21 protein-coding genes are annotated in these 23,406 nt (G+C 64.3%); 7 read left to right on the top strand and 14 right to left on the bottom strand.

Annotated features, from left to right (window positions below; translation table 11 throughout):
- Positions 1–228: 228 nt before the first annotated feature.
- The 9 genes from BOH68_RS14460 to BOH68_RS14420 form a co-directional block, all read right to left on the bottom strand.
- On the bottom strand, positions 229–981 hold the full coding sequence (locus BOH68_RS14460; RefSeq protein ID WP_077378483.1) for an ABC transporter permease: 753 nt from the start codon (positions 979–981) through the stop codon (positions 229–231).
- A 41-nt stretch (positions 982–1,022) separates the two neighbouring features.
- Positions 1,023–1,739 carry an ABC transporter permease gene (locus tag BOH68_RS14455; protein ID WP_077378310.1) on the bottom strand — a complete coding sequence of 239 codons (717 nt, stop codon included), beginning with the start codon at positions 1,737–1,739 and terminating at the stop codon, positions 1,023–1,025.
- Positions 1,740–1,780: 41 nt separating this feature from the next.
- Positions 1,781–2,599 (bottom strand): transporter substrate-binding domain-containing protein, encoded by an 819-nt coding sequence (locus BOH68_RS14450; protein WP_077378313.1) that lies wholly within the window; start codon positions 2,597–2,599, stop codon positions 1,781–1,783.
- A gap of 164 nt (positions 2,600–2,763) precedes the next feature.
- Positions 2,764–3,564, bottom strand: a complete 801-nt coding sequence (locus BOH68_RS14445; RefSeq protein ID WP_077378316.1) for an ABC transporter ATP-binding protein — start codon at positions 3,562–3,564, stop codon at positions 2,764–2,766.
- Positions 3,565–4,017: 453 nt separating this feature from the next.
- Positions 4,018–5,079: a succinylglutamate desuccinylase gene (locus BOH68_RS14440; RefSeq protein WP_077378319.1), complete on the bottom strand. Its 1,062-nt coding sequence runs from the start codon at positions 5,077–5,079 to the stop codon at positions 4,018–4,020.
- On the bottom strand, positions 5,076–5,924 hold the full coding sequence (locus BOH68_RS14435; RefSeq protein WP_077378322.1) for a DUF1338 domain-containing protein: 849 nt from the start codon (positions 5,922–5,924) through the stop codon (positions 5,076–5,078). Before BOH68_RS14435 ends, BOH68_RS14440 begins: the two co-directional genes overlap by 4 nt.
- 261 nt (positions 5,925–6,185) lie before the next feature.
- On the bottom strand, positions 6,186–6,740 hold the full coding sequence (locus tag BOH68_RS14430) for a lipocalin family protein (protein ID WP_077378325.1): 555 nt from the start codon (positions 6,738–6,740) through the stop codon (positions 6,186–6,188).
- A gap of 141 nt (positions 6,741–6,881) precedes the next feature.
- The gene (locus BOH68_RS14425) at positions 6,882–8,057 is read right to left on the bottom strand and encodes a GGDEF domain-containing protein (RefSeq protein ID WP_141392307.1); all 1,176 of its coding nucleotides are present in this window, start codon (positions 8,055–8,057) and stop codon (positions 6,882–6,884) included.
- Between the two features lie 106 nt (positions 8,058–8,163).
- Complete coding sequence (locus tag BOH68_RS14420) at positions 8,164–9,480, bottom strand: TauD/TfdA family dioxygenase (RefSeq protein WP_077378331.1); 1,317 nt, start codon at positions 9,478–9,480, stop codon at positions 8,164–8,166.
- A 160-nt stretch (positions 9,481–9,640) separates the two neighbouring features.
- On the opposite strand from BOH68_RS14420, the gene BOH68_RS14415 reads away from it, so the two are divergent.
- Positions 9,641–10,648: a LysR substrate-binding domain-containing protein gene (locus BOH68_RS14415; protein ID WP_077378334.1), complete on the top strand. Its 1,008-nt coding sequence runs from the start codon at positions 9,641–9,643 to the stop codon at positions 10,646–10,648.
- Positions 10,649–10,747: 99 nt separating this feature from the next.
- Here the strand turns inward: BOH68_RS14415 and BOH68_RS14410 are convergent, their stop codons facing one another.
- Both BOH68_RS14410 and BOH68_RS14405 read right to left on the bottom strand, forming a co-directional pair.
- Positions 10,748–11,575 (bottom strand): M90 family metallopeptidase, encoded by an 828-nt coding sequence (locus tag BOH68_RS14410; RefSeq protein ID WP_077378337.1) that lies wholly within the window; start codon positions 11,573–11,575, stop codon positions 10,748–10,750.
- A 4-nt stretch (positions 11,576–11,579) separates the two neighbouring features.
- Positions 11,580–13,139, bottom strand: a complete 1,560-nt coding sequence (locus tag BOH68_RS14405; RefSeq protein ID WP_077378340.1) for a carbon-nitrogen hydrolase family protein — start codon at positions 13,137–13,139, stop codon at positions 11,580–11,582.
- 338 nt (positions 13,140–13,477) lie between these two features.
- On the opposite strand from BOH68_RS14405, the gene BOH68_RS14400 reads away from it, so the two are divergent.
- Together BOH68_RS14400 and BOH68_RS14395 are read left to right on the top strand one after the other, a co-directional pair.
- Complete coding sequence (locus BOH68_RS14400) at positions 13,478–14,197, top strand: glutathione S-transferase N-terminal domain-containing protein (RefSeq protein WP_077378486.1); 720 nt, start codon at positions 13,478–13,480, stop codon at positions 14,195–14,197.
- A 92-nt stretch (positions 14,198–14,289) separates the two neighbouring features.
- Complete coding sequence (locus BOH68_RS14395) at positions 14,290–14,979, top strand: glutathione S-transferase C-terminal domain-containing protein (protein ID WP_077378343.1); 690 nt, start codon at positions 14,290–14,292, stop codon at positions 14,977–14,979.
- Positions 14,980–15,007: 28 nt separating this feature from the next.
- Here BOH68_RS14395 and BOH68_RS14390 read toward each other — a convergent pair whose 3' ends face one another.
- The gene (locus BOH68_RS14390) at positions 15,008–15,925 is read right to left on the bottom strand and encodes a LysR family transcriptional regulator (protein WP_077378346.1); all 918 of its coding nucleotides are present in this window, start codon (positions 15,923–15,925) and stop codon (positions 15,008–15,010) included.
- Between the two features lie 354 nt (positions 15,926–16,279).
- Between BOH68_RS14390 and modA the strand changes: the two genes are divergently transcribed.
- From modA to BOH68_RS14370, 4 genes are all read left to right on the top strand, one after another.
- Positions 16,280–17,182: a molybdate ABC transporter substrate-binding protein gene (modA, locus tag BOH68_RS14385; RefSeq protein ID WP_258038321.1), complete on the top strand. Its 903-nt coding sequence runs from the start codon at positions 16,280–16,282 to the stop codon at positions 17,180–17,182.
- Positions 17,183–17,370: 188 nt separating this feature from the next.
- Positions 17,371–18,063 carry a molybdate ABC transporter permease subunit gene (modB, locus tag BOH68_RS14380; RefSeq protein ID WP_077378349.1) on the top strand — a complete coding sequence of 231 codons (693 nt, stop codon included), beginning with the start codon at positions 17,371–17,373 and terminating at the stop codon, positions 18,061–18,063.
- Positions 18,056–19,228 carry a molybdenum ABC transporter ATP-binding protein gene (gene modC, locus BOH68_RS14375; protein ID WP_077378352.1) on the top strand — a complete coding sequence of 391 codons (1,173 nt, stop codon included), beginning with the start codon at positions 18,056–18,058 and terminating at the stop codon, positions 19,226–19,228. Before modB ends, modC begins: the two co-directional genes overlap by 8 nt.
- A 90-nt stretch (positions 19,229–19,318) precedes the next feature.
- Positions 19,319–20,134: an MOSC domain-containing protein gene (locus BOH68_RS14370; RefSeq protein ID WP_258038322.1), complete on the top strand. Its 816-nt coding sequence runs from the start codon at positions 19,319–19,321 to the stop codon at positions 20,132–20,134.
- A 37-nt stretch (positions 20,135–20,171) separates the two neighbouring features.
- Here BOH68_RS14370 and BOH68_RS14365 read toward each other — a convergent pair whose 3' ends face one another.
- Both BOH68_RS14365 and BOH68_RS14360 read right to left on the bottom strand, forming a co-directional pair.
- Positions 20,172–21,146, bottom strand: coding sequence for a histone deacetylase family protein (locus BOH68_RS14365; RefSeq protein ID WP_258038323.1), 975 nt, complete (start codon positions 21,144–21,146; stop codon positions 20,172–20,174).
- Positions 21,130–23,157 carry a metallophosphoesterase family protein gene (locus BOH68_RS14360; RefSeq protein WP_255303155.1) on the bottom strand — a complete coding sequence of 676 codons (2,028 nt, stop codon included), beginning with the start codon at positions 23,155–23,157 and terminating at the stop codon, positions 21,130–21,132. The genes BOH68_RS14365 and BOH68_RS14360 overlap by 17 nt, the downstream gene beginning before the upstream one ends.
- Positions 23,158–23,406: the final 249 nt, after the last annotated feature.

Raw genomic sequence — 23,406 nt, 5'->3', positions numbered from 1 at the left:
TTGGTCGAGCTGACGTGTCAGCGACACCAGACGCTCCCTGAAAAGGTATCAGGCGTCTGCGCCGATGAAGACAGGACTGTCGTCAGCCATTGTTCTCCACACTAGCCCAGTCCTGCGCTGTGGTGAAGGGGGAAAATGGTCGGATTCAAACGTTCGTTAAACGAGATGCATTGCTGGATCAGGAGTGAAAAACGAAAGAAGCGCCCGGCAAGAGGCGCTTCTTTCAGTTCAATTCAATGGTTTCAAGTGTGCCAGCAGACGTTTCTCCAGCTGCCTGAAGATGGCAATGATGGTGAAGGTCAGACACAGATAGATGGCGGCGACGAACAGGAAGGCTTCGAAGGGGGCATAGAAGCGTGCATAGATGTCACGCGCCGCCCCGGTGAGATCCAGTAGCGTCACCACGCTGCAGATGGCGCTGGCATGCAGCATGAAGATGACTTCATTGCCGTAGGCCGGCAGTGCACGTCGGAAGGCACTGGGCAGAATGATGCGACGCATCATCTTGCCCCGCGACATGCCATAGGCGCGTGCAGCTTCCATCTCGCCCTTGGGCGTGGACTGGATGGCACCATGGAAGATCTCGGTGGTATAGGCCGCGGTATTGAGCACGAAGGCCAGCAGCGCCGGGACGAAGGGGTCACGGAAGTACTCCCACAGCCAGGTGTCCTGAATGCTGGGGACATGCACGCTGGTGATTCCCAACGAGATGTCGAAGCCATCGAAGAACACCACTCCGTAGTAGATCAGGTAAAGCTGGATCAGCAGAGGGGTACCACGGAAGACATAGGTGTACAGGTAGACCGGCATCTTGATCCAGCGGCGGCGCGAGCCGCGCAGGATCGCCAATGGCACGGCCAGCACCAGCCCGATGATCAGCGACAGGAACACCAGCTGCACCGTGGTGACCAGCCCCTCCCAGTAGTGCCAGAGAGTGGTGGCGGTGAAGATGTAGTTGTCGCTCAGCACATCATCGAGCATTTGGCCAAGCTGGGCGATGATGCCTGTCGGGCCCGCATCGTTCAGTTGTTCCATGCGCTGGCCTCCCCGAATCCGGTGTTGTAGCGCTTCTTGAGGCGCGAAAGCCCCCATTCGGACACGGTGGCGATCAGCAGATAGCCCGCCGCGACCGGCAACAGGAAGGTGAAGGGCTCATGGGTCGCCTTGGCGGCCTCGCTGGCGACACGCACCATGTCGACCAGCCCGATCACCGACACCAGGGCGGTGGTCTTGAGCAGTACCATCCAGTTGTTGCCCAGCCCCGGCAGGGCGTGACGCATCATCAGCGGGAAGCGAATGCGTTTGAAGACCTTCCAGTTGCTCATGCCATAGGCGCGTCCGGCCTCGATCTGGCCGGCATCCACTGCCATGAAGGCACCGCGGAAGGTCTCACCCATGTAGGCGCCGAAGATGAAGCCGATGGTGATGACGCCCGCGGTGAATTCGTCGACGTTGACGAAGACATCGATGTCATAGCGGTCATACAGCCAGTCGGTGACCATGTTGATGCCGATCTGACCACCGAAGAACAGCAGCAGCATCAACACGATATCCGGTACGCCACGGATGATGGTGGTGTAGAGCGTCGCGATCCAGCGCAATGGCGTGGAACGCGACATCTTGGTGGTCGCTGTCATCAGCCCGAGGGCGATGGCCAGCAGCTGGGCCAGCACGGCCAGCTGCACCGTGACCCAGGCACCCTCCAGCAGACTTGGCCCGTAGCCTTGTAGGTCGATCATGGGAATCCTCCCGTGAAGCGCCGTGCAAACCGCTCAGCGGTTTACTGGCTGTTGGCGGTCGCGGCGCTGGCGAAATACTTGGCGTTGAGACGCTCGAGCGTGCCGTCGGCCTTCAGCGTGTCCAGTGCCTCGTCGATGGATTTCTTGAGATCACGATCGCGCTGCTTCATGGCGATGCCGAAGCCGTCACCGAAGTACTTCTTCGGTTCGCTGATGGCGCTGCCGGTATTGACGAAATTGCCATCATTGGCCTCGACCAGGGTGTCCTGCCCGACCGGCAGATCAAGGAAGGCGACATCGACGCGACCGCTGTCCATGTCCAGCACCAGGTCATCCAGCTTGGTATAGCGACGCACCTCGGCCACGCTGGCGTAGAGGTCGGTGACGTAATGATCCTGCAGGTTGCCGCGCTGGACACCGATCACCTTGCCCTTGAGGGCCTCGGCATCGAGGCTGTCCGCGCCGGCCAGCGGGCTGTCCGCCTTGACGAACCAGCCGGACGGCGGCGTGAAGTAGGGCGCGGAGAACAGCACCTGACGTTCACGCTCCGGGTTGATGGTCAGCGCGGACATGATGACGTCGTACTTGCGTGCCATCAGGCCCGGGATGATGCCGTCGAAGTCCTGCTCGACCCACTCGCAGCGAGTGGCGAGCTGCTCGCAGATGGCATTGCCCAGCTCGATCTCGAAGCCGGTCAGCTCACCGCTCGGCAGCTTGTAGCCGAAGGGCGCGTAGGGCACGTCGATGCCGAGGCGCAGCGGGTCCGGTACATCGGCGGCCTGCACGGCGCCTGCCGAGATGGCGAGAGTGGAGAGGCCGAGGGTGAGGCCCATCAGGGCGCGTGTCGCGAACTGTTTCATCACTTTCATTCCTGAAATCTCTTGCGCCTCGAGGCCTGCCGATGGCATGGCGCTCGCGGTGCTGAATCATGTGCCGGACACGGGATCACCGTGCCGGGGGAAGCGCCGGCGGAGCGAGCGGTTGATCAGAGCCGTCCGTCAGTCCTGTTCATCAGTCCTGCCTGTCAGTACTTGGGCGCCAGGAACTGCTTGAGTCGCTCTGACTGGGGATTGCCCAGTACCTCAGCCGGATCGCCGGCTTCCTCGACCAGACCCTGATGCAGGTAGACCACCTGACTCGAGACGTCGCGCGCGAAGCTCATCTCGTGGGTCACCACCACCATGGTGCGGCCTTCCTCGGCCAGGTCGCGCATCACCTTGAGCACGTCACCGACCAGTTCCGGGTCGAGTGCCGAGGTCGGCTCGTCGAACAGCATCACTTCCGGCTCCATCGCCAGGGCGCGCGCGATGGCACCACGCTGCTGCTGGCCCCCCGACATCTGGGCCGGGTAGTAGTCGGCGCGTTCGAGCAGGCCGACGCGATCCAGCAGGCTGCGCGCGTGCGCGATGGCTTCTTTCTTTGGCTTGCCGAGCACGTGGATCGGCGCCTCGATGACGTTTTCCAGCAGGGTCATGTGTGACCACAGGTTGAAACCCTGGAAGACCATCGACAGGCGCGCGCGCATGCGCTCGACCTGACGCCAGTCCATCGGCTCGCGACCGCGGCGGGTGTCCTTGAAGCCGATCTGCTCGCCATGGACGAAGATGTCGCCACCGTCCGGCTGTTCCAGCAGGTTCATGCATCGCAGAAAGGTACTCTTGCCGGAGCCAGAGGCACCGATCAGCGTGATGACGTCGCCCTTGCGTGCCTTGAGCGACAGGCCCTTGAGCACCTGATTGCTGCCGAAGGACTTGGTGATGTCGCGAACCTCGAGGGGCAGCACCTCGCGGTTCGGGGTCTCGATCCCGGGGGATGTCTTGGTCATGCCGTTACTCCGATCCAGACGCAGCGCATCGCTGCCTTGCCAGGCGGCGCGGGCGCGTCCTGAGTCTGCCGCAGGGCGGCACGGACCCGTGGGAACTTGTGCGTTGTCGACACGGCGGCACAGGGTGCATGACGTCGCCAGGCGAGACTGAATCTCGCTGGCAGCTGGCCATGTCGTCGCAGCCGCTCGAGTGGTATCACGGTCGTGATCGTGAAAGGGGGCAGATTCTACCAGCTCAACGCTGGGTTAACTGCTTCCTTGGAGCGTCGCCGGATACGACTTTGGTTGAGCGCGTGTCGGCAAGAGTCGCTGGCTGGCGACAGGAGGGACAGAACGGCAGGAATGCGTCATGAGTGGGGACCTTGTTGTCATTATTGGGGGCGCCCACCCTGCCGATGCGCCGTGCTGCGTGGGGCAGTACGGCGGTGGCTGCGGGTGGGGCGCATTTCATGATCAGGCTGTCTCGGGGGGAGCACAGCTGGCCAGCAGCAAGGCGGCGCGAGCGCCGATCTCGACACTGGCATTGGGGAATACCACGCTCAGCGGCGTGTCCCCGATGATGCAGGGGCCCGCCTGCGCATCCCGGGCGATCAGCGTGCCGGGGGCGAAGCGGGTGAAGTTGGCGACGTCCTCGCTGAAGCACAGCGCGAAGTCTGCGGAGTGGCGCATCAGCTCCACTTCCACCTTGAAGTAATCCATGGCACCGGGATCAGACTCATCCGGCGGCGTTCCAGTGGCTAGAGCCGCGAGCAGGCGGGACATCGGCGCCAGTGCCGCCATGTCATTGGCGCCGAATGGACGCACCTGGCCCAGCTCCAGCGTGAAGGCATCGGCATCATGGTAGTGGCGCGAGTAGTGCGAGAAGGTCCAGCTGTGCTGATGTTGATGCAGCACGGCCTGGAGGCCGGCAGCGCTCAATATCGACCACTGTGAGGGACTGATGGCCTCTCCCTCGCTGAAGGGCACCACGGCAAAGCGCGGGTAGTGACTGTCGCGGATCGCGGTATGCATGTCGTAGTGCAGGTGTCGCGTGCCATCGGCCGGCGGGAAGCGGGCGTAGAAGTCATCCACTGCCGCCATCAGCTGGCGGGCGCGTGCCGGCTCATCATCGGCTGGACAGTCATTGGCCTTGCCGGCAGCCGCGTTGCCGGCGTCCACCGAGATGGCGGTCGCCGTCTCGGTACGTCGGAACAGCCGATTGAGGTTGGTCGCATGGAAGCGCTCACCGGTGCGGATGGCGGGCAGGTTGCCCAGAATCAGCAGCAGCGGGGCACCGGCGATCAGGTGGCCGCTCTCGAGACCGGCGATCAGCTCACCCAGCAGTTCGATGGGCGCCGTCTCGTTGCCGTGAATTCCCGCCGAGAGCACGCAGGGGCGAGCCGCAGGCCCTTGGGTGTCCGGACAGATCTCCAGCACGCCGGGGGCGACGATCTCATAGCGCCCACCGGGGATGCGTCCCATGCCACGCGCGCTGGCGTGGCCTTCGAGTGTCAGGTCAAGCCAGTCGGCAATCACGGGGTGGAGTGCTCCCTTGGGCTGTCCTGACCGGTATCGGAGGATTCGGTCAGGTGGGTGGATTCGAAGATCTTGTCGGCACTGGCGGCCACGAAACCCTGATACAGCTTGCCGTCGGCATCCGGATAGCGACGGGCGAACTCGTAGTAGCAGGTCGCGATCTCGTGCTGCTCGCCGCCGGCGAAAGTGAAGGTCTGGCGGTCGGCGAGGGTGGAGGCCTGCTCCAGCAGGACCTCGGGTGAGCCCTTGATGCGTCCGCCGGCCGGATTGATGCCCAGGCCAAGTGCTTCGACGCGCGTCAGTACCTTGTCGAGCGTGTCATGACGGGTAAGTGCATTGACGCTGATGGTGAAGTGATTGGCACGCAGGCCGATGATCGACAGCCAGGCCGCGTATTCGCTCTCCTCCATCAGACGCTGATACTGCTCGAAGGTCGGCGCGTCCCACAGGCGACCTGACCACAGCACGGAGGGCTGGGTGGCGGCATCCGGCGAGATCTGGCTGACCAGACCATCGATGATCGACTGGGCGCGCTCGGAAAGCTCATGACATTTCAGCTCGGAGAGGAAGACGCGCGGCATGTCGGGAGACGGCGGCAGATAGCCGAAGGCGCGCAGTTTCTTCTCAGCGAAGTCATAGGGGGCGAAGCGGGTGTAGCCGAGCGCCAGCAGATGAGGTTCCAGCGCGCTCAGGGTGATCGGCCCGCGGTCGAAGGTCCGGAAGGCCACGTGGTCGTTGACGATGGTCTCGCCGTCGGCCACGAAGGCATCTTGGATCTGTTGGGCCTGGGGCGTCATGGCGACGTAATCATCCCATAGGGCGCTGAAGAACTGCTGGATATCCATGGCACGAGCTCCCTCTGAACTGAGTTGCCCAGTGCAGCGAGGTGTCACTGACACTGGGCGACGGCATGTGGCGATTGGCAGCAGGGCAGCGCACTCGGCGAGACGCTGCCTCGGCAGATTGTCAGCTCACCATTGGCGAGCCGCTGGCGCGTGGCAAGAGGCAAGGTCGGTTGGATGAAAGCGGCTGTCCGCACCATGTAAACGTCACGTGTCGGTTTAGACCTTGGGTGGAGCCTGCGCCGTGAGCAAGCGCCTGCGTCATCAGCTCTCGCCGTCAGCGACGGGACATGTCTCACCCTGCTCGACCTTGATCAGTGAATCGGTGGCGAAGCCGAGCTCGGCGGCCTGATCGACCAGCGCCTGATAGGTGCCGTCATCCAGCTGCGGCTCGCGCGCCAGTATCCACAGGTAGTCGCGATCGGCACCGGCCACCAGCGACCACTGATAGTCATCATCCAGTGCCAGCACGTTGTAGCCACCATAGAAGGGGCCGAAGAAGCTGACCTTGAGGGCCGCGGTCTCGCTGCCCTGCGTGAAGTAGGCCCGCCCTTCGGCCTGACTCCATTCGCCCTTGTCGGCATCAAGGCCGCGATTGATGACGCGCACGCCGCCGTCCTCGCGGGGCGAGTAATCGGCGGTGACGCAGCTCAGTCCCTCCTCGAAGCTGTTGGGCAGGCGGGCGATCTCGTGCCATTGCCCGTAGTAGCGTTCGAGCTGGAAGTCCCCGACGGGCTGGGTGCCGGACGGGACACCGGCACAGCCGCCAAGGAGGCTGAGGCCAGCGAGCGAGAGGGCGAGATGCGGCAGGCGTGTCATTGGCGGGCTCCATGAGACAGGACGCCCCGGCGAATCGTCGCGGGGCGTCGTTACGTGATGAAAGGCTGCACAGGCATCCTTCTCTCATTGGGGCGTCTGCGGTTGTCTCAAGAGGGAGGGGGCATCATTCGTGGTGGAGGCTCACAGCACCAGGCGCAGCGGGTTGGCCGCGACCACTCGCCCGCGGCCACGTTGCTTGGCTTCATACATGGCACCGTCCGCACGCGCTATGATGGTTTCCGGCGTGGCACCGGAGAAGGGGAACAGACAGACGCCCACGCTGGCGCTGACACCGATGATCAGCGGCTCGCCGTCGACCTCGAGGTGGATGGGCCTGCTGATCGCGTCCACCAGACGATTGGCCAGTGTTTCCGGGCCCTGGCGGCTATCGCCTTCACGACTGATCAGCACGAGAAATTCATCGCCTCCCAGGCGGCCGACGATATCGTTGCCACGCAGGGTGTCTCCGAGTCGTTCGCCGATGATGCTCAGGACCTGGTCGCCGATGTGGTGACCATGGCGGTCATTGATGGGCTTGAAGCCATCCAGGTCGATGAACAGCGCAGCCTGTATGACGCCGGGTGCCTGGATGTCGAGCACCTGATCGAGATGCTCCATCAGGGCGCGTCGATTGAGCAGTCCGGTGAGCGAGTCGCGGGTCGCGTGGTCACGCAGATTGTCTCGCTCGTCGGTGACGTGACATTCGCGCAGGAACAGCAGGCGGCTCTGTCGCTCTCGCGAGTAGGCGCTCATGCCGGCCAGCAGGTTGGCGGACATCATGAAGAAGGCTTCGTTGGCTTCCACCAGCACGCCGGTACCACTGTGCAGGATCGCGCAGCTGGCGGTGCAGCCCATCCAGATCAGCAATCCGCAGGCCAGTGCATAGATGAACTGCAGCCCCAGCAGGGTGTAGGTCCAGAACACCAGCAATAGCAGACTGACGAAATAGGCCGGGAATTCACCCTCATGCATCTCATGGTGATCCACTGCGTGGTCATTGCCGAGATGGAACATGGCCAGCGTGCCCAGCGCCGCGCTCAGGGAGGCCAGGCACAGCAGGCCATTGACCCGGTGTCTGTATCGCGCATGGCGTGACAGCAGGAACAGGCTCAGGACACTGACGAGAATGCCGGCGCGCAGCAGCAGCAGGCTCTCGAAATGGTGGGTAAGACTTATCTCGATCAGCGCATAGGACGCGAACATCACACAGCTCAGCGGGATGGTGAACCGGCTGAGCTTGTGTGAGGTCTCGATCTGTTGTCGACGATAGCGTCGTTCCAGGGTGTCATCCGCAAAGCAGAGCGTCATGGGATTCATGGGCGGTACCTGAGTAGCCAGAGTCTCAGGATGCCATCGCCTTGCGTGGTCTGCTGCCGGGACTGGGCGAATTGAATCACTGAGCTTCAACGCTCGCGGGCCGTCGTCAGTCCAGCTGGCGCGCTGTGACGCGCAATGCCGATTCCACCATGTCGTAATCGACGTAGCAGCCTTGCAGGTGCCGGCGCCCGGTGGTCGGGTCGAAGGACCGGCGCCCATGCATCACGCGGCGGTTGTCGAAGGCCACCATCTGACCGGCCTCGAGCTTGAGGTGCAGGCGGAAGTCCGGTTCGCGCAGGATGCTCCAGTAGTGGCGGTAGGCGTCGTACCAGGCCTGAATCCGTTCCAGCGGCAGGCGCAGGCTATCGCGGATCCAGTTGTTGAAACGCACCTCGATGACCTTGCCGCTGGCATCCAGATGGATGACCGGTTCGCGCACCACGAGGTCGGTCTGCTCATCCGCGAAGCGAAAGTCCACCGGCGTCTCGGCCAGCAGGCGGAAGGCGGCAGGGTCACGCCGGCGCAGTTCCTCGGCGACGGCCATGCCGTCACCGAAGATCGACTCACCGCCCTCGGCGTCATTGACCAGGCAATAGAGCATCTGGATGTCCGGCGGCTGGCGCCAGTTGGGCAGATCCGTGTGCAGTTCCAGCGCGATGGGCGTGTAGGCGGCATTGTTGGGCGCCTGCTTGGAGAAGACCTCGAAGCGCCCGCCGAAGTTGGTGGCACGGATGGGGCCGATGGTGGCCGCGATGGCATCGATCTCACCGCCTTCACAGGTGCCGCCGTCCAGAATCGCGAAGCCGTCGCGGCACAGCGCTTCCAACCAGCCAAGTCGTGCCTGTCCACCGGCCATGTAGTCGGCAAAGGCGGTAGCGTGAGGCTGATGGCCCTGCTGCCAGGCGCGGCTTGAGGGGACCGGCGTGGCTGGCGGCGCATCACTCGGGCGACGTTGCAGCAACCAACCGGCATCGAAACGACTGGTGTGGCCGTCCTGCCAGATGACGACGAGATTGCCTTGCTCGACACGCAACTGATGCACCGTCAGGGCCGCATCATCCATGAGCATGAAGGTGCGCTCGAAGGTCTGCGGATGACGGCAGGCGTCGCAGGCGCAGTGATCACGCAGCCAGATCAGCGGAAAGCGTGCCTGATCCCCATCGGCCCAGCTCAGAGTCGCCAGTGCCTCGTCATGGGTCGCCTGAATCAGGGGAGTGCCGCGATGATGGGGCTGATATTCCTTCATGTCCCACTGATGACGCGTGCCGGCATCCGTCGCTGCCGTGTCGGTAGTGTCGATAGTGTCGATAGTGTCGATAGTGTCGTTCGTATCGATAGTGTCGTTCGTCACGCTAGTGTCGCCAATACCATCAGTGTCGCTGGTACCGAAAGTGTCGGAATCAGATGCGGTGAGAGTCTCCATGGGCGCCTTCCTTGTCTCTGTCGGTGTCGGTGAGTCTTGTGCTGAGAGTGAGTCTATTGTCTTGCGTGTCATGAGGGCTGACCAACGCGAAATATGACGCCCATGGCTTAGCTGAGCTAATGTGTGGTCATGCTCCTCCATTGTCCGCCACGAGATTGCCATGCACGACTCACCTTCCTCGCCGCCGAGTGTCTTGCCCGTTTCCTTGTCCAGCCCGTTGCCACCCCTGGCCTGGCTGCAGGCCTTCGAGGCGGCGGCACGCCTGATGAGTTTCACGCGGGCGGCCGATGAGCTGAGCGTCACCCAGTCCGCCATCAGTCAGCGTATCCGCCAGCTGGAGGGTCGGCTCGGCCAGCCGCTGTTCGTGCGCCATGCTCGCAGTCTGAATCTGACACCGGCCGGGCAGGCCTGGCTGCCGGCGCTGCAGGATGGCTTCCAGCGTCTGCAGGAGGGCACGCTGGAAGTCTTCGGACCCTCGCGCGCCGCGCCGGTGAGTCTGCGTGCGACGCCGATGAGCCAGCAGGCCTGGTTGTTGCCGCGTCTGGCCAGCTTTCATCGAGATCAACCCGAGATCGCCCTGCGGCTGGTGAGTGCCTTCTGGGCGCGTGATTTCGATGGCGAGGAAGTGGATATCGAACTGCGCTATGGCCAGGGGGACTGGCCGCAGGTCGAGGCGATCAAGGTGGGAGCGGAGCAGGAGCGGATGATCGTCGTGGCAAGCTCGGCACTGAGCGCCCGGTTGAGCACGGCGGCGGATCTGACCGGAATGACGCTGCTGCATGCGGCGGGATTCGCGGTGGGCTGGCGTCGCTGGCTGGTCGCGGCTGGTCAGCTGGGACTGGAGAAGACGACGTCCACCATCAGTTGTGACACCCAGGTCATGACACTGGAAATGGCGCGTCTCGGCATGGGCGTGGCGCTGGTGCATGAAGGCCATTTTCAGCAATGGATGGCCTCCGGCAATGGCGGACTGGAGCAGGCCTTCCCGCTGGCGATTCCTGCCGAGCAGCATTTCTGGCTGGTACGTTCCTCCCAACGTCCCATGCGACCCACGGCCCAGCGTGTCTGGGATTACCTGGTGGAAAAGTCAGCAGTGACCGACTCAGGTACTGCTCTTGATGCATCGGGGAATCGCAACGGCGGGCCCGCCGCGGCACACCCTGATTGATATACCGTTAGCTTGAGCCGGTGGTTGAGGGGGGGAGCGGTCGCTATTCATTATCCGGATCTTCTTGTCTGCCCGTCTGCCTGCCTGGCTGTCAGGCGATCAGTCGTGAGCCGTCGGGCAGCGTGGCAATGGCGATTGATGGAAGAAGCGTTCCAGCAGGGCATAAAGCTCGGGATAGGCGGCTTCGAGGGTGTCCGGTGCGGTAAAGAAATACTCGCAGCACACGGCGAAGCATTCGGCGGGGTGACTGGCGGCGTAGTCATCGATCGGCGTGGGAATGCCGTGTGCCAGGCGCTCGCTCAGGTCATCCCAGACGGCGGTGAAGATGGCGTGCCATTCCTGAGCGCTGATGTGGACAGGCAGAGGCGGAAAGCCATCGGCATCGGTGGCGTTGGCCATGTCGAGCTTGTGGGCGAATTCGTGGATGACCACATTGAAGCCGCTCCAGTCACCGCTGGCGGCCAGGTCCTGCTGCGTGACCACCACCGGCCCCTGGTACCAGGTCTCACCGGCACGGGTGTCCTGGAAGACATGCACCACGCCTGCCTCATCCATCTCTTCCACTTCACGGCGGATGGCCTCGAGCGGCAGCATGATCTCATGGACGCGAGCGCCGGCATCCTGCCAGCGCTCGGCATGCGCCCAACCATTGAGCAACAGCATCGCCTGAGCCGCCAATGCCAGCGCCTCGACCTCCTCGAGAGGCTCGGCGCTGGTCAGCTTCCAGTCATGCAGTTGCCGCCGGGCGCGGCGCTCGAGACGCGTGAGCGCCTCGGCGTCGAGTCCCTCGAGGATCGGCAGACGCTCGCGGACGGATTGCCACAGGGTGTCCCCCTCCTGGGTCTGGGAAGAGAAGGGGGCTGAGGCATCGGCATCATGGCCGTGGCGCTCGGATCGCTGCCACAGTCGTTGCCACCAGGGGGGCATCGAGTCAGTCCTGACGACTGCCGGACTTCCAGGACCAGTCGCGCAGGCGCAGGTCGAAGAGGTCCTTGCGACGGTCCTTGAGGTTGGTCACCGAGCCTTCGCTGCGCACGACCTTGAGACGTTCCAGATCGAGATCCGAGAACATGATCATCTCGGTGTTCGGGGTCGTCTCGGCCATCACCGCATCATGCGGGAAGGAGAAGTCAGAGGGCGAGAATACCGCTGACTGGGCGTACTGGATGTCCAGACTCTCGATGGACGGCAGGTTGCCGACACTGCCGCAGACCACCACATAGCACTCGTTCTCGATGGCGCGTGCCTGGGCGCAGTGGCGGACGCGCAGGTAGCTGTTCTTGGTGTCGGTCCAGAACGGCACCATCAGGATGTCCATGTCCTGGTCGGCCAGCAGGCGTGACAGCTCCGGGAACTCCACGTCGTAGCAGATCAGCATGCCGATGCGGCCGGCATCGGTCTCGAATACGGCCAGCTCGTCGCCGCCCTTGATGATCCAGTCACGGCGCTCCTGAGGCGTGATGTGCAGCTTGGCCTGACGGTCGATCTCGCCATCGCGGTGACAGAGATAGGTGACGTTGTAGAGCTCGTTGTCATCACCGACCTCCACCATGGACCCGGCCACGATGTTGATGTTGTAGGCCACCGCCATGCGCGAGATTTCCTGCTTGAAGCGCTCGGTGAAGCCGGCGAGGAAGCGGATGCAGCGCACCGGGTCACTCTGGTCTTCCAGCAGGCCGATCAGCGGCGTATTGAACAGCTCCGGGAAGACGGCGAAGTCGCTCTGATAGTCCGAGAGGGCATCGACGTAATATTCCACCTGCTGCAGCACGGATTCGACACAATCGAACTTGCGCATCTGCCATTGGACGGCGCCGACGCGAATCATCGTCTTGCGGCTTTCCAGCACACGCTCGACCGGCTCGAAGAGGATGTTGTTCCACTCGAGCAAGGTGGCATAGCCCTGTGAGCTCTCGTCTTCCGGCAGATACTGGCGCATCAGGCGCTTGACCAGAAATCCATTGGCCAGCTGGAAGGACAGGATGGGGTCGTAGATCTCGCGTCGCTCGACCTTGTCGATGTAGTCGGTCGCGGACAGCTCCGCGGCATACTCGTGATACTGGGGAATGCGCCCACCGGCCAGAATCGAGCGCAGATTCATGGAGCGACACAGTTCCTTGCGCGCTTCATACAGGCGGCGGCCGAGACGATAGCCCCGGTAGTTGGGGTCGATCAGGACATCCAGGCCATAGAGCGCATCTCCCTCGGGGTTGTTGAGGATGACTTCGCGCTGGCCGATCAGATCATCGTACTTGTGCGGGTTCGAGAAGGCGTCGTAATCCACCAGCGCCGTCAGCGCGACCCCGACCAGCATCTCGCCGTCCTCGATCACGATCTGACCATCGGGGAATTCCGCGACCAGGCGATTGATGGTGTGTTCCGGCCAGGCGCCGCCGATGTCGTCGTAGATGCCGTCCATCAGGCGTTTCAGCTGGGGGTAGTCGGATTCCTGCAGGTTGCGCAGGTTAAGGTGCAGGTCTTCGACGGACATCGAGACTCCTTGGGAAATGAGTGATGAGAGCAGGGCGAGACGCGGCGGGTGCGACAGCTTGGATCCATTATTCGCGCTGTCGAGGCCGAGTGTCATCAATATCCTTTGGTCAATGACCGGCGCGTGTCGCGAATCCCTCCTCAATGGGTCCAACCTCGCGCCACTGCAAGGGTGAGCGGGTGGAAGCACGGCGAGCGGCGTATCAGCGGGATATTGAACGAATGCTCATTTTGCTTGCATTTGCGCGGCACAACGTCCAAAACATTGCCATGGGCAAGACGCCCACGGCGACGTCATGCCGAACATCTTGAGCTTGAATGACACCGGAGGATACCTGCATGACCCCAGTACTCTATGAATTGCGAGGCCGTGATGACCGTCTGCGTTTCTCGCCGTTCTGCTGGCGCGCGCGGCTGGCCCTGGCCCACAAGGGCATCGAGGCGGAACTCGTTCCCATGCTGTTCACCGACAAGAGCCCGATCGACTTCTGCGATTCCACCACGGTGCCGGTACTCAAGGATGATTTCGGCGTGTCGATGGACAGCTACGACATCTTCCAGCACCTGGACGAGCATTATCCGGATGCAGGCCATGGCCCGCTGATCGGCGATGCACTGGCAAGGGCGCGCCTGAATTTCGTCAAGGTCTATGCCGAGCAGGTCATGGCCGTCGGTTTCTTCCGCCTGGTGGCGCTGGATCTGGTGCAGGCCATTCACCCGGATGACCGTGAATACTTCCAGAGCGCCCGAGAAGCCCGCTTCGGCATGTCGTTCGAGGAGTTCCACGATGTCGAGATCGCCCGTGGCATTCTCGACAGCGCCTTCAAGCCGTTGCGTGGCCTGCTGGGCAATCAGCCCTTCATGGATGGCGAGTCACCGGCGGCGGCGGATTACCTGATCTTCGGCTTCTTCATCTGGGCCCACATCGTCTCCGACACCTCGCCCTTCGGCGAGACGGAAGACCCCGCTGATCCGCTGGTGCAGTGGCGCGAGCGCATGATGGATCTCCATGACGGCATGGCACGCAAGTCGCCGCGTGCCAGCGAGATCCCGCAGTAATCCCTCGATCGCGTCAGCGATGCGCTTCCTGATGGCTCGAACGCTTCCAGGCGTTCGGGCCATGTCGTCTTGCCCTCGAAAAGGTGCTCACGATGATTGACCTGTATTACTGGACCACGCCCAACGGCCACAAGATCACGATCTTTCTGGAAGAGGCCGGCCTCGAGTACCGACTCATTCCGGTCAACATCAGCAAGGGCGAGCAGTTCGCGCCAGCGTTTCTGGCCATCTCGCCCAACAATCGCATGCCGGCGATCGTCGATCATGCGCCGGCCGATGGTGGCGAGCCGATTTCCGTGTTCGAATCCGGCGCGATTCTGGAATATCTGGCCGACAAGACCGGCCAGTTCCTGCCGCGCGAGACGCGCCCACGCAATGATGTGCTGCAGTGGCTGCATTGGCAGATGGGCGGCCTGGGGCCGATGCTCGGTCAGGTGCACCACTTCAAGCACTACGCGCCAGAACCGGTGGAGTACGCCATCGAGCGCTATCACAAGGAAGGCGAGCGCCTCTACGGCGTTCTGGAGCGCCAGCTTGCGGGGCGTGACTTCGTGGCGGGGGACGAGTTGAGCATCGCCGACATGGCCATCTGGCCGTGGCTGAAGGCCGAGAAGCAGGAGATCGATCTGGCCCGCTTCCCGGCGGTGGCTGCCTACCGCACTCGCATGGCCGAGCGTGATGGTGTCAGGCGGGCGATGGCGCGCATCGACGACATCAATCCGGCGGCCAATGTGGCGATGGATGAAGAGGCGCGTCGCCACCTGTTTGGCCAGGGCCGCTGAGTCGCGCTGGTACGTGAGGCCTGCGTGGCTAGGGCTGCCCCCAGTCCTTGGGCACATGGCGCCGGATACGATCCAGCAGCGCGCCCAGCTTGCGCGGCGGGTGCCCGAAGGGATAGTGCAGGCTGACCGGAATCGAGGGTCCTTGCCACTCGGGCAGACAGGCCTCGAACTGGCCGGGATGTGCCACGGAGCGGGTGCGCACGTGGTGGTCCGGCAGCAGGCCGATACCGGCGCCATGCGCGATGTGGTCGGCATGTACCACGACATTGTCGACCGTGAAGCGTGAGGGCGGCAGGCTCACTCGGTACTCGCCCTGTTCCGGATGGTGGAGCACCAGATCGGGATGATGGCGGTCGATCAGGTTGACCCAGTCGTGGGAGGCAAGCTCGCCGGGATGCTGCGGATGGCCATGCTGACGCAGATAGTCCGGGTGGGCATACAGATGCTGACGCTGGTGGCCCAGCACCTCGTCACGCAGGCCGCTGTCACGGGTCGGTCCTTCCCACAGCCACAGCATGACCTGATCATCCTCACGTGTCGGAGGCTGCAGGTTTGAAGTCAGCGTCAGGCGAATGCCCGGATACTCCTCGATGAACTCGGTAAGCAGACGATTGAACCAGCCACGCAGGAAATGCGGGTGGACGCTGATGCTGAGATCACCGCTCACCTCCTCGCGCAGCTCGTCCAGTGCCATCTGCGAGCGCTCGCCCAGCGACAGCATCTGCTGGCAATACTGATGGAACAGCGTGCCGGCCTCGGTGGGAATCAGGCGGTTGGCCTGGCGATGCAGCAGCGGCTGACCAAGCTGATACTCGAGATGACTGATCCGACGGCTGAGCGTGGACTTGGAGATACCGAGGTGTTCGGCGCCGGCGCCCAGGTTGCCATGGCGCATGATGGCATCGAAGGCACTGAGGCCCTGAAATTCGTCAAGTACGGGAGGCATGGATTGGTGGCACCTGAGACTGTCTGCCACTCGGGCAGCCGATGGCATGAAAGAGAGCGTGGAGGCAGAGTGCGCCGCGGATCTGGCGCAAGGGCCAGTGGCGAGTTGCCGATTTGGCCAGCATTGTAGCCGATTTGGCGGGGGGAGTGGCATGCATGAAAGTGATTCGCGTTCTCTGCTGGCGGGCGCGTTCAGATAATGGGGCTCACGATTTCAGCTCGTTGACGCCCATCCGCGCCCGAGCGGGATGCATGTGGCGGGTGGGCGCGGCATCATGGCATGCAGCAGTGGCACGCGCTGTCGCTGCGTTTCACTCTTCCAAGGCCCTTTCGCGGCCTGACAAAGGACCTCGTGATGTCACTCGCCACGCGCTTGCGCGCTCACTTTCGCTCATGCCAGGAATCCGCCTGCCTGAGACGCACCTCTCTGACGGCCCGCTCGACACTGCTGATGACGTTGGTGGCGCTGCTGGCGGCACCGGTGCAGGCCAACGAACCCACCCGGATTCGCGTCATGGCCGCCGCCTCGCTGCATGATGCGATGGATGCCATCGAGGCCCGCTACGAGCGCCTCGCCAACGTGGATATCCTGCCGGTCTACGCCTCGTCCTCGACCCTGGCGCGTCAGCTGGCCAATGGTGCTCCAGCCCAGCTGTATCTGTCGGCCAACGAGCGCTGGATGGACTGGCTCGAGCAGCAGCCCGGCGTGGTGGTGACAGGGCGTCATGATCTGCTGGGCAATCGTCTGGCGCTGGTAGCCGCCGGGGTAAGTTCTCTGGATGCCGGCGTCAGCAATGCCCGGGACGTGACGGACGTGGCCAAGAGACTGGCCGCGACGGGCGACGCCTCCCGGCTGGCGGTGGGGGACCCGGATCACGTGCCGGCGGGCATCTATGCACGTCAATCGCTGGAATCGCTGGGTCAGTGGCAGGCACTGCGCTCGCATCTGGCCAGTGCCGAGGATGTGCGTGCGGCGCTGGCGCTGGTCGAGCACGGTGAAGCCCCACTGGGCATCGTCTACTCGACGGATGCCTCCGTCAGTCATCGCGTTCATCAGATCGGCCTGCTGCCCGAGAGCAGCCACGACCCCATCCACTATCCTGCCGCCTTGATCACGCGGGGCGGGGATGCGTCCGACGAGGCAGCGGAAACCTTCGCCCACTGGCTGTCCAGCAATGAGGCAGGGGCCATCTTCCATCGCTTCGGGTTCACCACCCTTGGGACCCAGGCTGCACCCGCCACCGCTGACAGCCAGTGAGAGCGCCCCGGCGGCCGGCATGTCCCGGAGGCACGCGGGCCGCTACACTGGAGGTTTTCCGTGGCATCATTGCGGCAATGACGTGGCTGGCAGAGCGAATCATCGAGCGGGCCATGGCGATGCCATGGGCGCGAGTCGTCTCGTGATCGCGCTGCCCTGCGCCACCTGATCTTGTTCGAGGAGAGTGCATGCTGAGCGCACTGGAATGGGAAGCCCTGAGCCTGAGTCTCAAGGTCGCCTGCGTGGCCGTCGGCTTCAGTCTGATTCCCGGCTTCGCCGCGGCCTGGTGGCTGGCGCGACGCGAGTTTCGTGGCAAGGCGCTGGTGGATGGCCTGTTGCATCTGCCACTGGTGCTGCCACCGGTGGTGGTCGGCTATCTGCTGCTGGTCACCTTCGGACGCAACGGCGTCATCGGTCAGTGGCTGGCGAAGATCGATATCGTGTTGCCCTTCACCTGGCAGGGCGCCGCCGTCGCGGCAGCGGTCATGGCCTTTCCGCTGATGGTGCGTGCCATGCGCCTGTCGCTGGAGGCCATTGACCCGGGGCTGGAGGCCGCGGCTCGTACCTTGGGGGCCAACCCGCTGCGGGTGCTGTTCACGGTGACGATGCCGCTGGCGCTGCCCGGCATTCTGACCGGCGGCATGCTGGCCTTCGCGCGCGCGCTGTCGGAATTCGGCGCGACCATCACCTTTGCGGCCAACATCCCCGGCGAGACCCGTACCTTGCCCCTGGCGCTCTATACCCTGATCCAGACGCCGGGCGAGGAGGGCGCGGCCGCGCGTCTGTGTCTGATCGCGGTGGTGATCGCGATGCTCTCGCTGTTGTCTTCCGAATGGCTGGCGCGCCGGGCCCGACTCCGGATGGAGGGGCGTGATGCTTGATTTCCACCTTTGCCGCACGCTGGGCGCCTTCCATCTCGATGCCGAACTCAAGGTGCCGGCACGCGGGGTCACGGCGCTGTTCGGACGTTCCGGCAGCGGCAAGACCAGCATCCTGCGCATGATCGCAGGGCTCGACCGCCCGGATCATGGCCATCTGCGTCTCACGGGCGAGTGTCTGATCGGCGGCGAGCATGATCACTGGGTGCCTGCCCATCGGCGCAATCTGGGCGTGGTCTTCCAGGAGCCTCGTCTGTTTCCGCACTACAGCGTGCGCGGCAATCTCTGCTACGGCATGCCGCTGGCACTGACGCGTGCTCAACGCCAGCGCAACCGTGACCACCTGCACGAGATCGTCGCGCTGCTGGGCATCGAGGACCTGCTGACGCGCATGCCGGGTCAGCTGTCGGGTGGCGAGGCGCGGCGTGTCGCCATCGGGCGCGCCCTGCTGTCACGCCCACGCATGTTGTTGCTGGATGAGCCGTTGACCGGCCTTGATGGCGCCCGCAAGCAGGAACTCCTGCACTACATCAGCCGTCTGGCTCGCGAGATCGAGATTCCGATCCTGTTCGTCAGTCACGATACCCGGGAGCTGTTCGCCGTCGCGGACCGCCTCGCGCTGGTCGACAACGGGCGCATCACCGCCAGCGGCGAGATCGGCGACATGCTGTCACGTCTTGATCTGGCCCCGCAGACCGGGCGTTTCGAAGCCGGCTCACTGCTCAGCGCCGAGGTGCTCTCGCACGATGAGGCGCATCAGCTGACCCGTCTGGGGCTCGGGGCGGGATTGAGTCTCAAGCTGGCGCGCCTGGCGATGCCGGTCGGGCGTCGGGTACGCCTGCGACTGCGCGCCCGTGATGTCAGCATCGCGCTGGAAACCCCGCTGAATACCAGCCTGCGCAATACGCTGCCCGCCGTGATTCACGAGATCGAGAGCGAGCGCGGCCACGCCAGTGCGGAACTGGTGCTGGGCATCGCCGGCCAGCGGCTCAGAGCGCGCGTGGACCGGCTGGCCTGCGAGGAGCTGGGGCTCAAGGTCGGCCTTGGCGTCAAGGCATTGATCTCGAGCGTCGCGCTCTCCGGCCCGGACGTGATCAGTCTCGATGTCGGAGACGAGGCCGCGCAGCAGGATGAGGCGGCCGGCACCAGCGAGACGACGTCTCCCTGAGTCTCCCGCGATCCCGCTCCCCTGAGCCCCCTCGGGCCGGGCATTCTGGTAATGTGCCTCGCTCGGTATCCATCGACAAGGAAGACCCTGATGCAGCTGACCCACCTGTGGCGCTACCCCTTGAAGTCAGGCGCCGCCGAGGCACTTGAGAGCACGACTGTCGGCGAGGAAGGCCTGACGCAGGACCGCCGTTTCGTGGTGGTCGCGGCACGCGGCAAGTTCGTCACCGCACGCACGCATCCGCAGATGCAGCGTCTGGCACTGCGCGAGCAGTCGCCGGGCCACTGGCGGCTATGGCAGCTGGACCGCCCGGCCTGCGGTGAGGTGAGCTTCGCGACCCGTGATGAGGCCGAGCGTCTCGACATCCAGGTGTGGGCAGACCAGTTCAGCGCCCTGAGCGTCAGTGACGAGGCGGATGCCTGGTTGAGCGAGCAGCTCGGCATGCCGGTGCGGCTGTGCTGGCTGGGCGAGCGCTCCGAGCGCTATCGCGAGATCATCCGACAGCGCGTGAGTGCCGCGGACGGCTTCCCGCTGCTGCTGGCCAACGAGGCCTCGCTGGAAGCGCTCAATCGCGAGACGCCGACGGCGGATCACGGCATGAACCAGTTCCGGCCGAATCTCGTGATCAGCGGTGCCGAGGCCTGGGCCGAGGATGGTTGGCAGGAGGTGATGATCGGCGAGGTACGTTTCCGCCTGGTGTCATCCTGCACGCGCTGCGCGATGGTCAATGTCGACCCGGCCACCGGCGAGAAGCGTGGTGACAGGGAGCCGCTGACGACACTGGCGCGGGTGCGCCGTTTCGAGGATGGCCAGGTGCACTTCGGCTACAACCTGGTGGCGGTGGACCCGACGCGCCACCAGCCGCTGCGGGTCGGTGATCCTGTCGAGGTCACGGCCTTCAAGTGACGCCTCGCGTCTGCGTTCAGGGGGCGGTTGGCAAGGCTCAGTCCGGCGGCCCGAACAGGGCAGGCTGACCATGTGCCTCACGCCAGACATCCAGCGCTGCACGGTGCAGCTGACTGTGTCGCCACGCCAGCGCCTCGATATCACGGTCATAGCCGCCGCCGATCACGCAGGCCACGGCCGCGCCTGCCGCGCGACAGCGCTCGATCACGTGGCGCTCGCGCCGGTAGAGGCCGCGGTCGCTCAGTTCGAGATGGCCGAGCCTGTCGGCGGCGTTCGGGTCGACCCCGGCATCGAAGATCACGAGTTCCGGCTGCACCCGCGTCAGCACCGCCTCCAGCGTGCGCTCCAGCACCGCCAGATAGTCCTCATCGCCCATGCCTTTCGGCAGGGGCACATCCAGATCACTCTTCTGCTTGCGGGCCGGGAAGTTGCTCTCGGCATGCAGCGAGAGCGTGAAGACCCGTGGCTCGTCAGCGAAGATCAACGCGGTGCCATCGCCCTGATGGACGTCGAGATCGACGATCAGCACCCGCGTCACGCCATCTTCCAGTGCCTGATGCGCCGCCACGCCGATGTCGTTGAGCAGACAATATCCGCTGGCCGCCTCGGGATGGGCGTGATGGGTACCCCCGGCGGTATTGCAGGCCAGGCCGCGCGTGAGGGCTTCGCGCACGGTGGTCAGCGTGCCGCCCACCGCCAGCACGCTGCGCTCGCGCAGGGCCTCGCTCCACACGAAACCGCTGCGACGCTGGGCCTGATGACTCAAGGTGCCACTGAGAAATTCATGCACGTAGCGGCGGGTGTGCACGCTGAGCAGGTCTTCCTCCTCGGCGGGCTGGGGCATCACCCACTCGACGGCCCAGGCGCAGTCGACCAACTGGCGGTCCAGCAGCCGTTTGAGCACGCTGAACTTGTCCATCGGAAACGGATGCTTCTCGGGCAGCGCGATGCGATAGCCGGGGTGATGGATCAGCGCCAGTGGCGGGCAGGCAGCCTCAGCGACGTGGGACAAAGTGCACCTCCCGGCCCTCGGTGGTCAGCTGACGAATGGCGATGGGGCGGCCCTTTGCATCGAGATCCACCAGTCCGATACCGCAGGCATTCAGCAGGCGTTCGCCGTGACTTGCGGCATCGTGACGACGTGGCGTGATGCGCATGTTGCGACGCCGTGTCAGCAGGTTGAGCGGTGAGCGTGGGGCGTACAGCCAGCGATTGAGGCGATCCAGCACGTCAAGCAATCCCACCGGGAAGCGGTTGCGGATGCCGCTGCTGGTGATCTGCCAGATGTGCGGGCTGGACCGGCGGTGCCTGAGGCGCACATCGTAGGCGAAGGAGTAGTGCACATCGCCGGACAGAATCACGAAATGCTGTGGCGTGCGCGAATGGCGGAAGATGTTGAGCATCACGCTGGCGGCGCCCTGGTGGGCCATCCAGTTCTCGGCGTCCACCATCAGCGGCTTGCCGGCGAAGGTGAAGAGCTTCTGGATCGTCTCGATCAGCTTGACCCCGAATACGGGAGCCGGAGACACCAGTACCACCGCGTGCTGCTCCACCAGACGTTGCTGGAGTTCACACAGCGCCTCCCAGTCCATCAGACCCGAGGGGTGCGACAGCTTGCGCTCACTGCGCCAGCGGCGAGTGCGGGTGTCCGCCACGATCAGGGCCGGCGTGGTCTCGAGCTGATAGTCCCAGCGCTCGCAGCGCTCGAGCCGGGCGATCAACGCCTCCTGACGCTCGACGTCGAAATGGCCCTCCGGCGCGGTCTCGGTGTCGGCATGCGCATCGGTGAACAGCTCGCTGGCCTGCTCCAGCAGCTCACCGAGCGCCCGAGGTGCGTTGCCCGCGCCCTGACACAGCAGGTAGCCGGTCAGCGCATTGCCGATGATGCGCCGCGAGAAGGGATTGCCGTAGGCGGCTTTTTCCCAGGCGGCACTCAGATTCCAGTCATCGGTGACGTCGTGGTCATCGAAGATCATCAGGCTGGAGACGTTGGCCAGCAGGCGGCGCACCTGACCGAGCCCGGCGCGGAAACGTGCCAGATGGCGTGCCTCGCGGGCATGGCGCTCGCGGGTGGCCTCGTCGTGGCCTTCGAGCGCTGACGGGTCTTCCAGTTCGACCCCGAGGGCCGCCCACGGCACGTCGGACCACACCAGCAGGTACATCGCGACGACTTCCGACAGGCCGATCAGGTGATTGTCAGCCCCGGTGGAGGTGAAGATGGGCTTGCGCTTGGCGCCGAAGAAACTGGCGGCCAGTCCCTCATTGGCTGGCATGTCCGGCAGCAACTGCGGGCGATGATAGAGGTGCGACGGGTGCTGGCGCAGTTCGCGGCTGTCGGAGACCTCGGCGCCCAGCAAGGTCTCTTCCGGCAGCCCCAGGCGCTCGATCACCTGATCGATGGCCCCCAGCATGGGGCCGGCGACGTCATCGGCGTAGATCTGATCGCCCGTGAACAGCATCACTTCCGGCCATTCCAGCGGTGTGGTGCGCCGCTCACTCAGCCAGTGATCCAGTGCGACCAGACCATCGCCGGCCGGGCCTTCAGGAGCACTGTCACTGGCGTTGGCGCAGACGCGTTCGGCCTCCTTGTCACTCAGGCCGTGATGCGGCTTGCGGCAGCTGCCATGCGCGATGCGGGTCAGCTTCGCCGGCAGACGGAAACGTGGCAGAGGCTCGCCGGGGTAGCAGATCTCTGGGCCCCACTCGGCGATGCCATGCCAGTCGCCGTCCTGCGGCGCGGCGCTACTGTCAGCGGTGTCCTCGCGCTCGCTCAGTGCCAGCTCGTAGGCGATGGCGCAATCGGCGGGCAGGGGAGACTCGGCATGGGCCTCCAGCAGCATCAGCCAGGCATGGGTGCCCAGAGGGATGGCCAGATGCTCCGTCAGTCGGGCAGGTGGCGTATCTGGGAGCCCCGCGAGCGGTGGGCGGCTCTCGTCTTCCGGCAGTAGCCACACGCGGGCTTGTTGAGGGCGCGAGGTCACCAGCCACAGTACGATGCTGTCTGGCGTGACGCGCCTGAGCATCGGACCCGCGAGAACGCGTGGCAGGAGAGAGGAAGGCTCGGGGGACGCTGGGCAATCAGTCATGAACGAAACGGACTCGACGGGTGAAAATGGGCAGCGCTGCAGATCGCGGCCGGCAGCATGGTGTGGGCCCCCGGTCAGGCGACACGACGCGACGCCTAGCGTTCAGAGCGGGGCCGGATGCAGGCCTTCAAAGGCAGCCGAGTCGTCAGGCACGCCTTGTCGCAGGCTCGCAAAGCACAGGGTGGC

It is taken from the genome of Cobetia sp. MM1IDA2H-1, from assembly GCF_002916775.2.
Classification (GTDB): domain Bacteria; phylum Pseudomonadota; class Gammaproteobacteria; order Pseudomonadales; family Halomonadaceae; genus Cobetia; species Cobetia marina.
Note: the sequence above shows the minus strand (reverse complement) of the source record. Positions and strands in the feature narration are given on the sequence as shown.

Coding starts and splice junctions, on each gene's coding strand:
- BOH68_RS14425 (WP_141392307.1), bottom strand. CDS start 8,057: ATGAATCCCATGACGCTCTGCTTTGCGGATGACACCCTGGAACGACGC.
- modB (WP_077378349.1), top strand. CDS start 17,371: ATGCTGAGCGCACTGGAATGGGAAGCCCTGAGCCTGAGTCTCAAGGTC.
- BOH68_RS14430 (WP_077378325.1), bottom strand. CDS start 6,740: ATGACACGCCTGCCGCATCTCGCCCTCTCGCTCGCTGGCCTCAGCCTC.
- modC (WP_077378352.1), top strand. CDS start 18,056: ATGCTTGATTTCCACCTTTGCCGCACGCTGGGCGCCTTCCATCTCGAT.
- BOH68_RS14435 (WP_077378322.1), bottom strand. CDS start 5,924: ATGGATATCCAGCAGTTCTTCAGCGCCCTATGGGATGATTACGTCGCC.
- BOH68_RS14415 (WP_077378334.1), top strand. CDS start 9,641: ATGCACGACTCACCTTCCTCGCCGCCGAGTGTCTTGCCCGTTTCCTTG.
- BOH68_RS14450 (WP_077378313.1), bottom strand. CDS start 2,599: ATGAAACAGTTCGCGACACGCGCCCTGATGGGCCTCACCCTCGGCCTC.
- BOH68_RS14405 (WP_077378340.1), bottom strand. CDS start 13,139: ATGTCCGTCGAAGACCTGCACCTTAACCTGCGCAACCTGCAGGAATCC.
- BOH68_RS14445 (WP_077378316.1), bottom strand. CDS start 3,564: ATGACCAAGACATCCCCCGGGATCGAGACCCCGAACCGCGAGGTGCTG.
- BOH68_RS14395 (WP_077378343.1), top strand. CDS start 14,290: ATGATTGACCTGTATTACTGGACCACGCCCAACGGCCACAAGATCACG.
- BOH68_RS14420 (WP_077378331.1), bottom strand. CDS start 9,480: ATGGAGACTCTCACCGCATCTGATTCCGACACTTTCGGTACCAGCGAC.
- BOH68_RS14360 (WP_255303155.1), bottom strand. CDS start 23,157: ATGCTCAGGCGCGTCACGCCAGACAGCATCGTACTGTGGCTGGTGACC.
- BOH68_RS14390 (WP_077378346.1), bottom strand. CDS start 15,925: ATGCCTCCCGTACTTGACGAATTTCAGGGCCTCAGTGCCTTCGATGCC.
- BOH68_RS14370 (WP_258038322.1), top strand. CDS start 19,319: ATGCAGCTGACCCACCTGTGGCGCTACCCCTTGAAGTCAGGCGCCGCC.
- BOH68_RS14410 (WP_077378337.1), bottom strand. CDS start 11,575: ATGCCCCCCTGGTGGCAACGACTGTGGCAGCGATCCGAGCGCCACGGC.
- BOH68_RS14455 (WP_077378310.1), bottom strand. CDS start 1,739: ATGATCGACCTACAAGGCTACGGGCCAAGTCTGCTGGAGGGTGCCTGG.
- modA (WP_258038321.1), top strand. CDS start 16,280: ATGTCACTCGCCACGCGCTTGCGCGCTCACTTTCGCTCATGCCAGGAA.
- BOH68_RS14460 (WP_077378483.1), bottom strand. CDS start 981: ATGCTCGATGATGTGCTGAGCGACAACTACATCTTCACCGCCACCACT.
- BOH68_RS14400 (WP_077378486.1), top strand. CDS start 13,478: ATGACCCCAGTACTCTATGAATTGCGAGGCCGTGATGACCGTCTGCGT.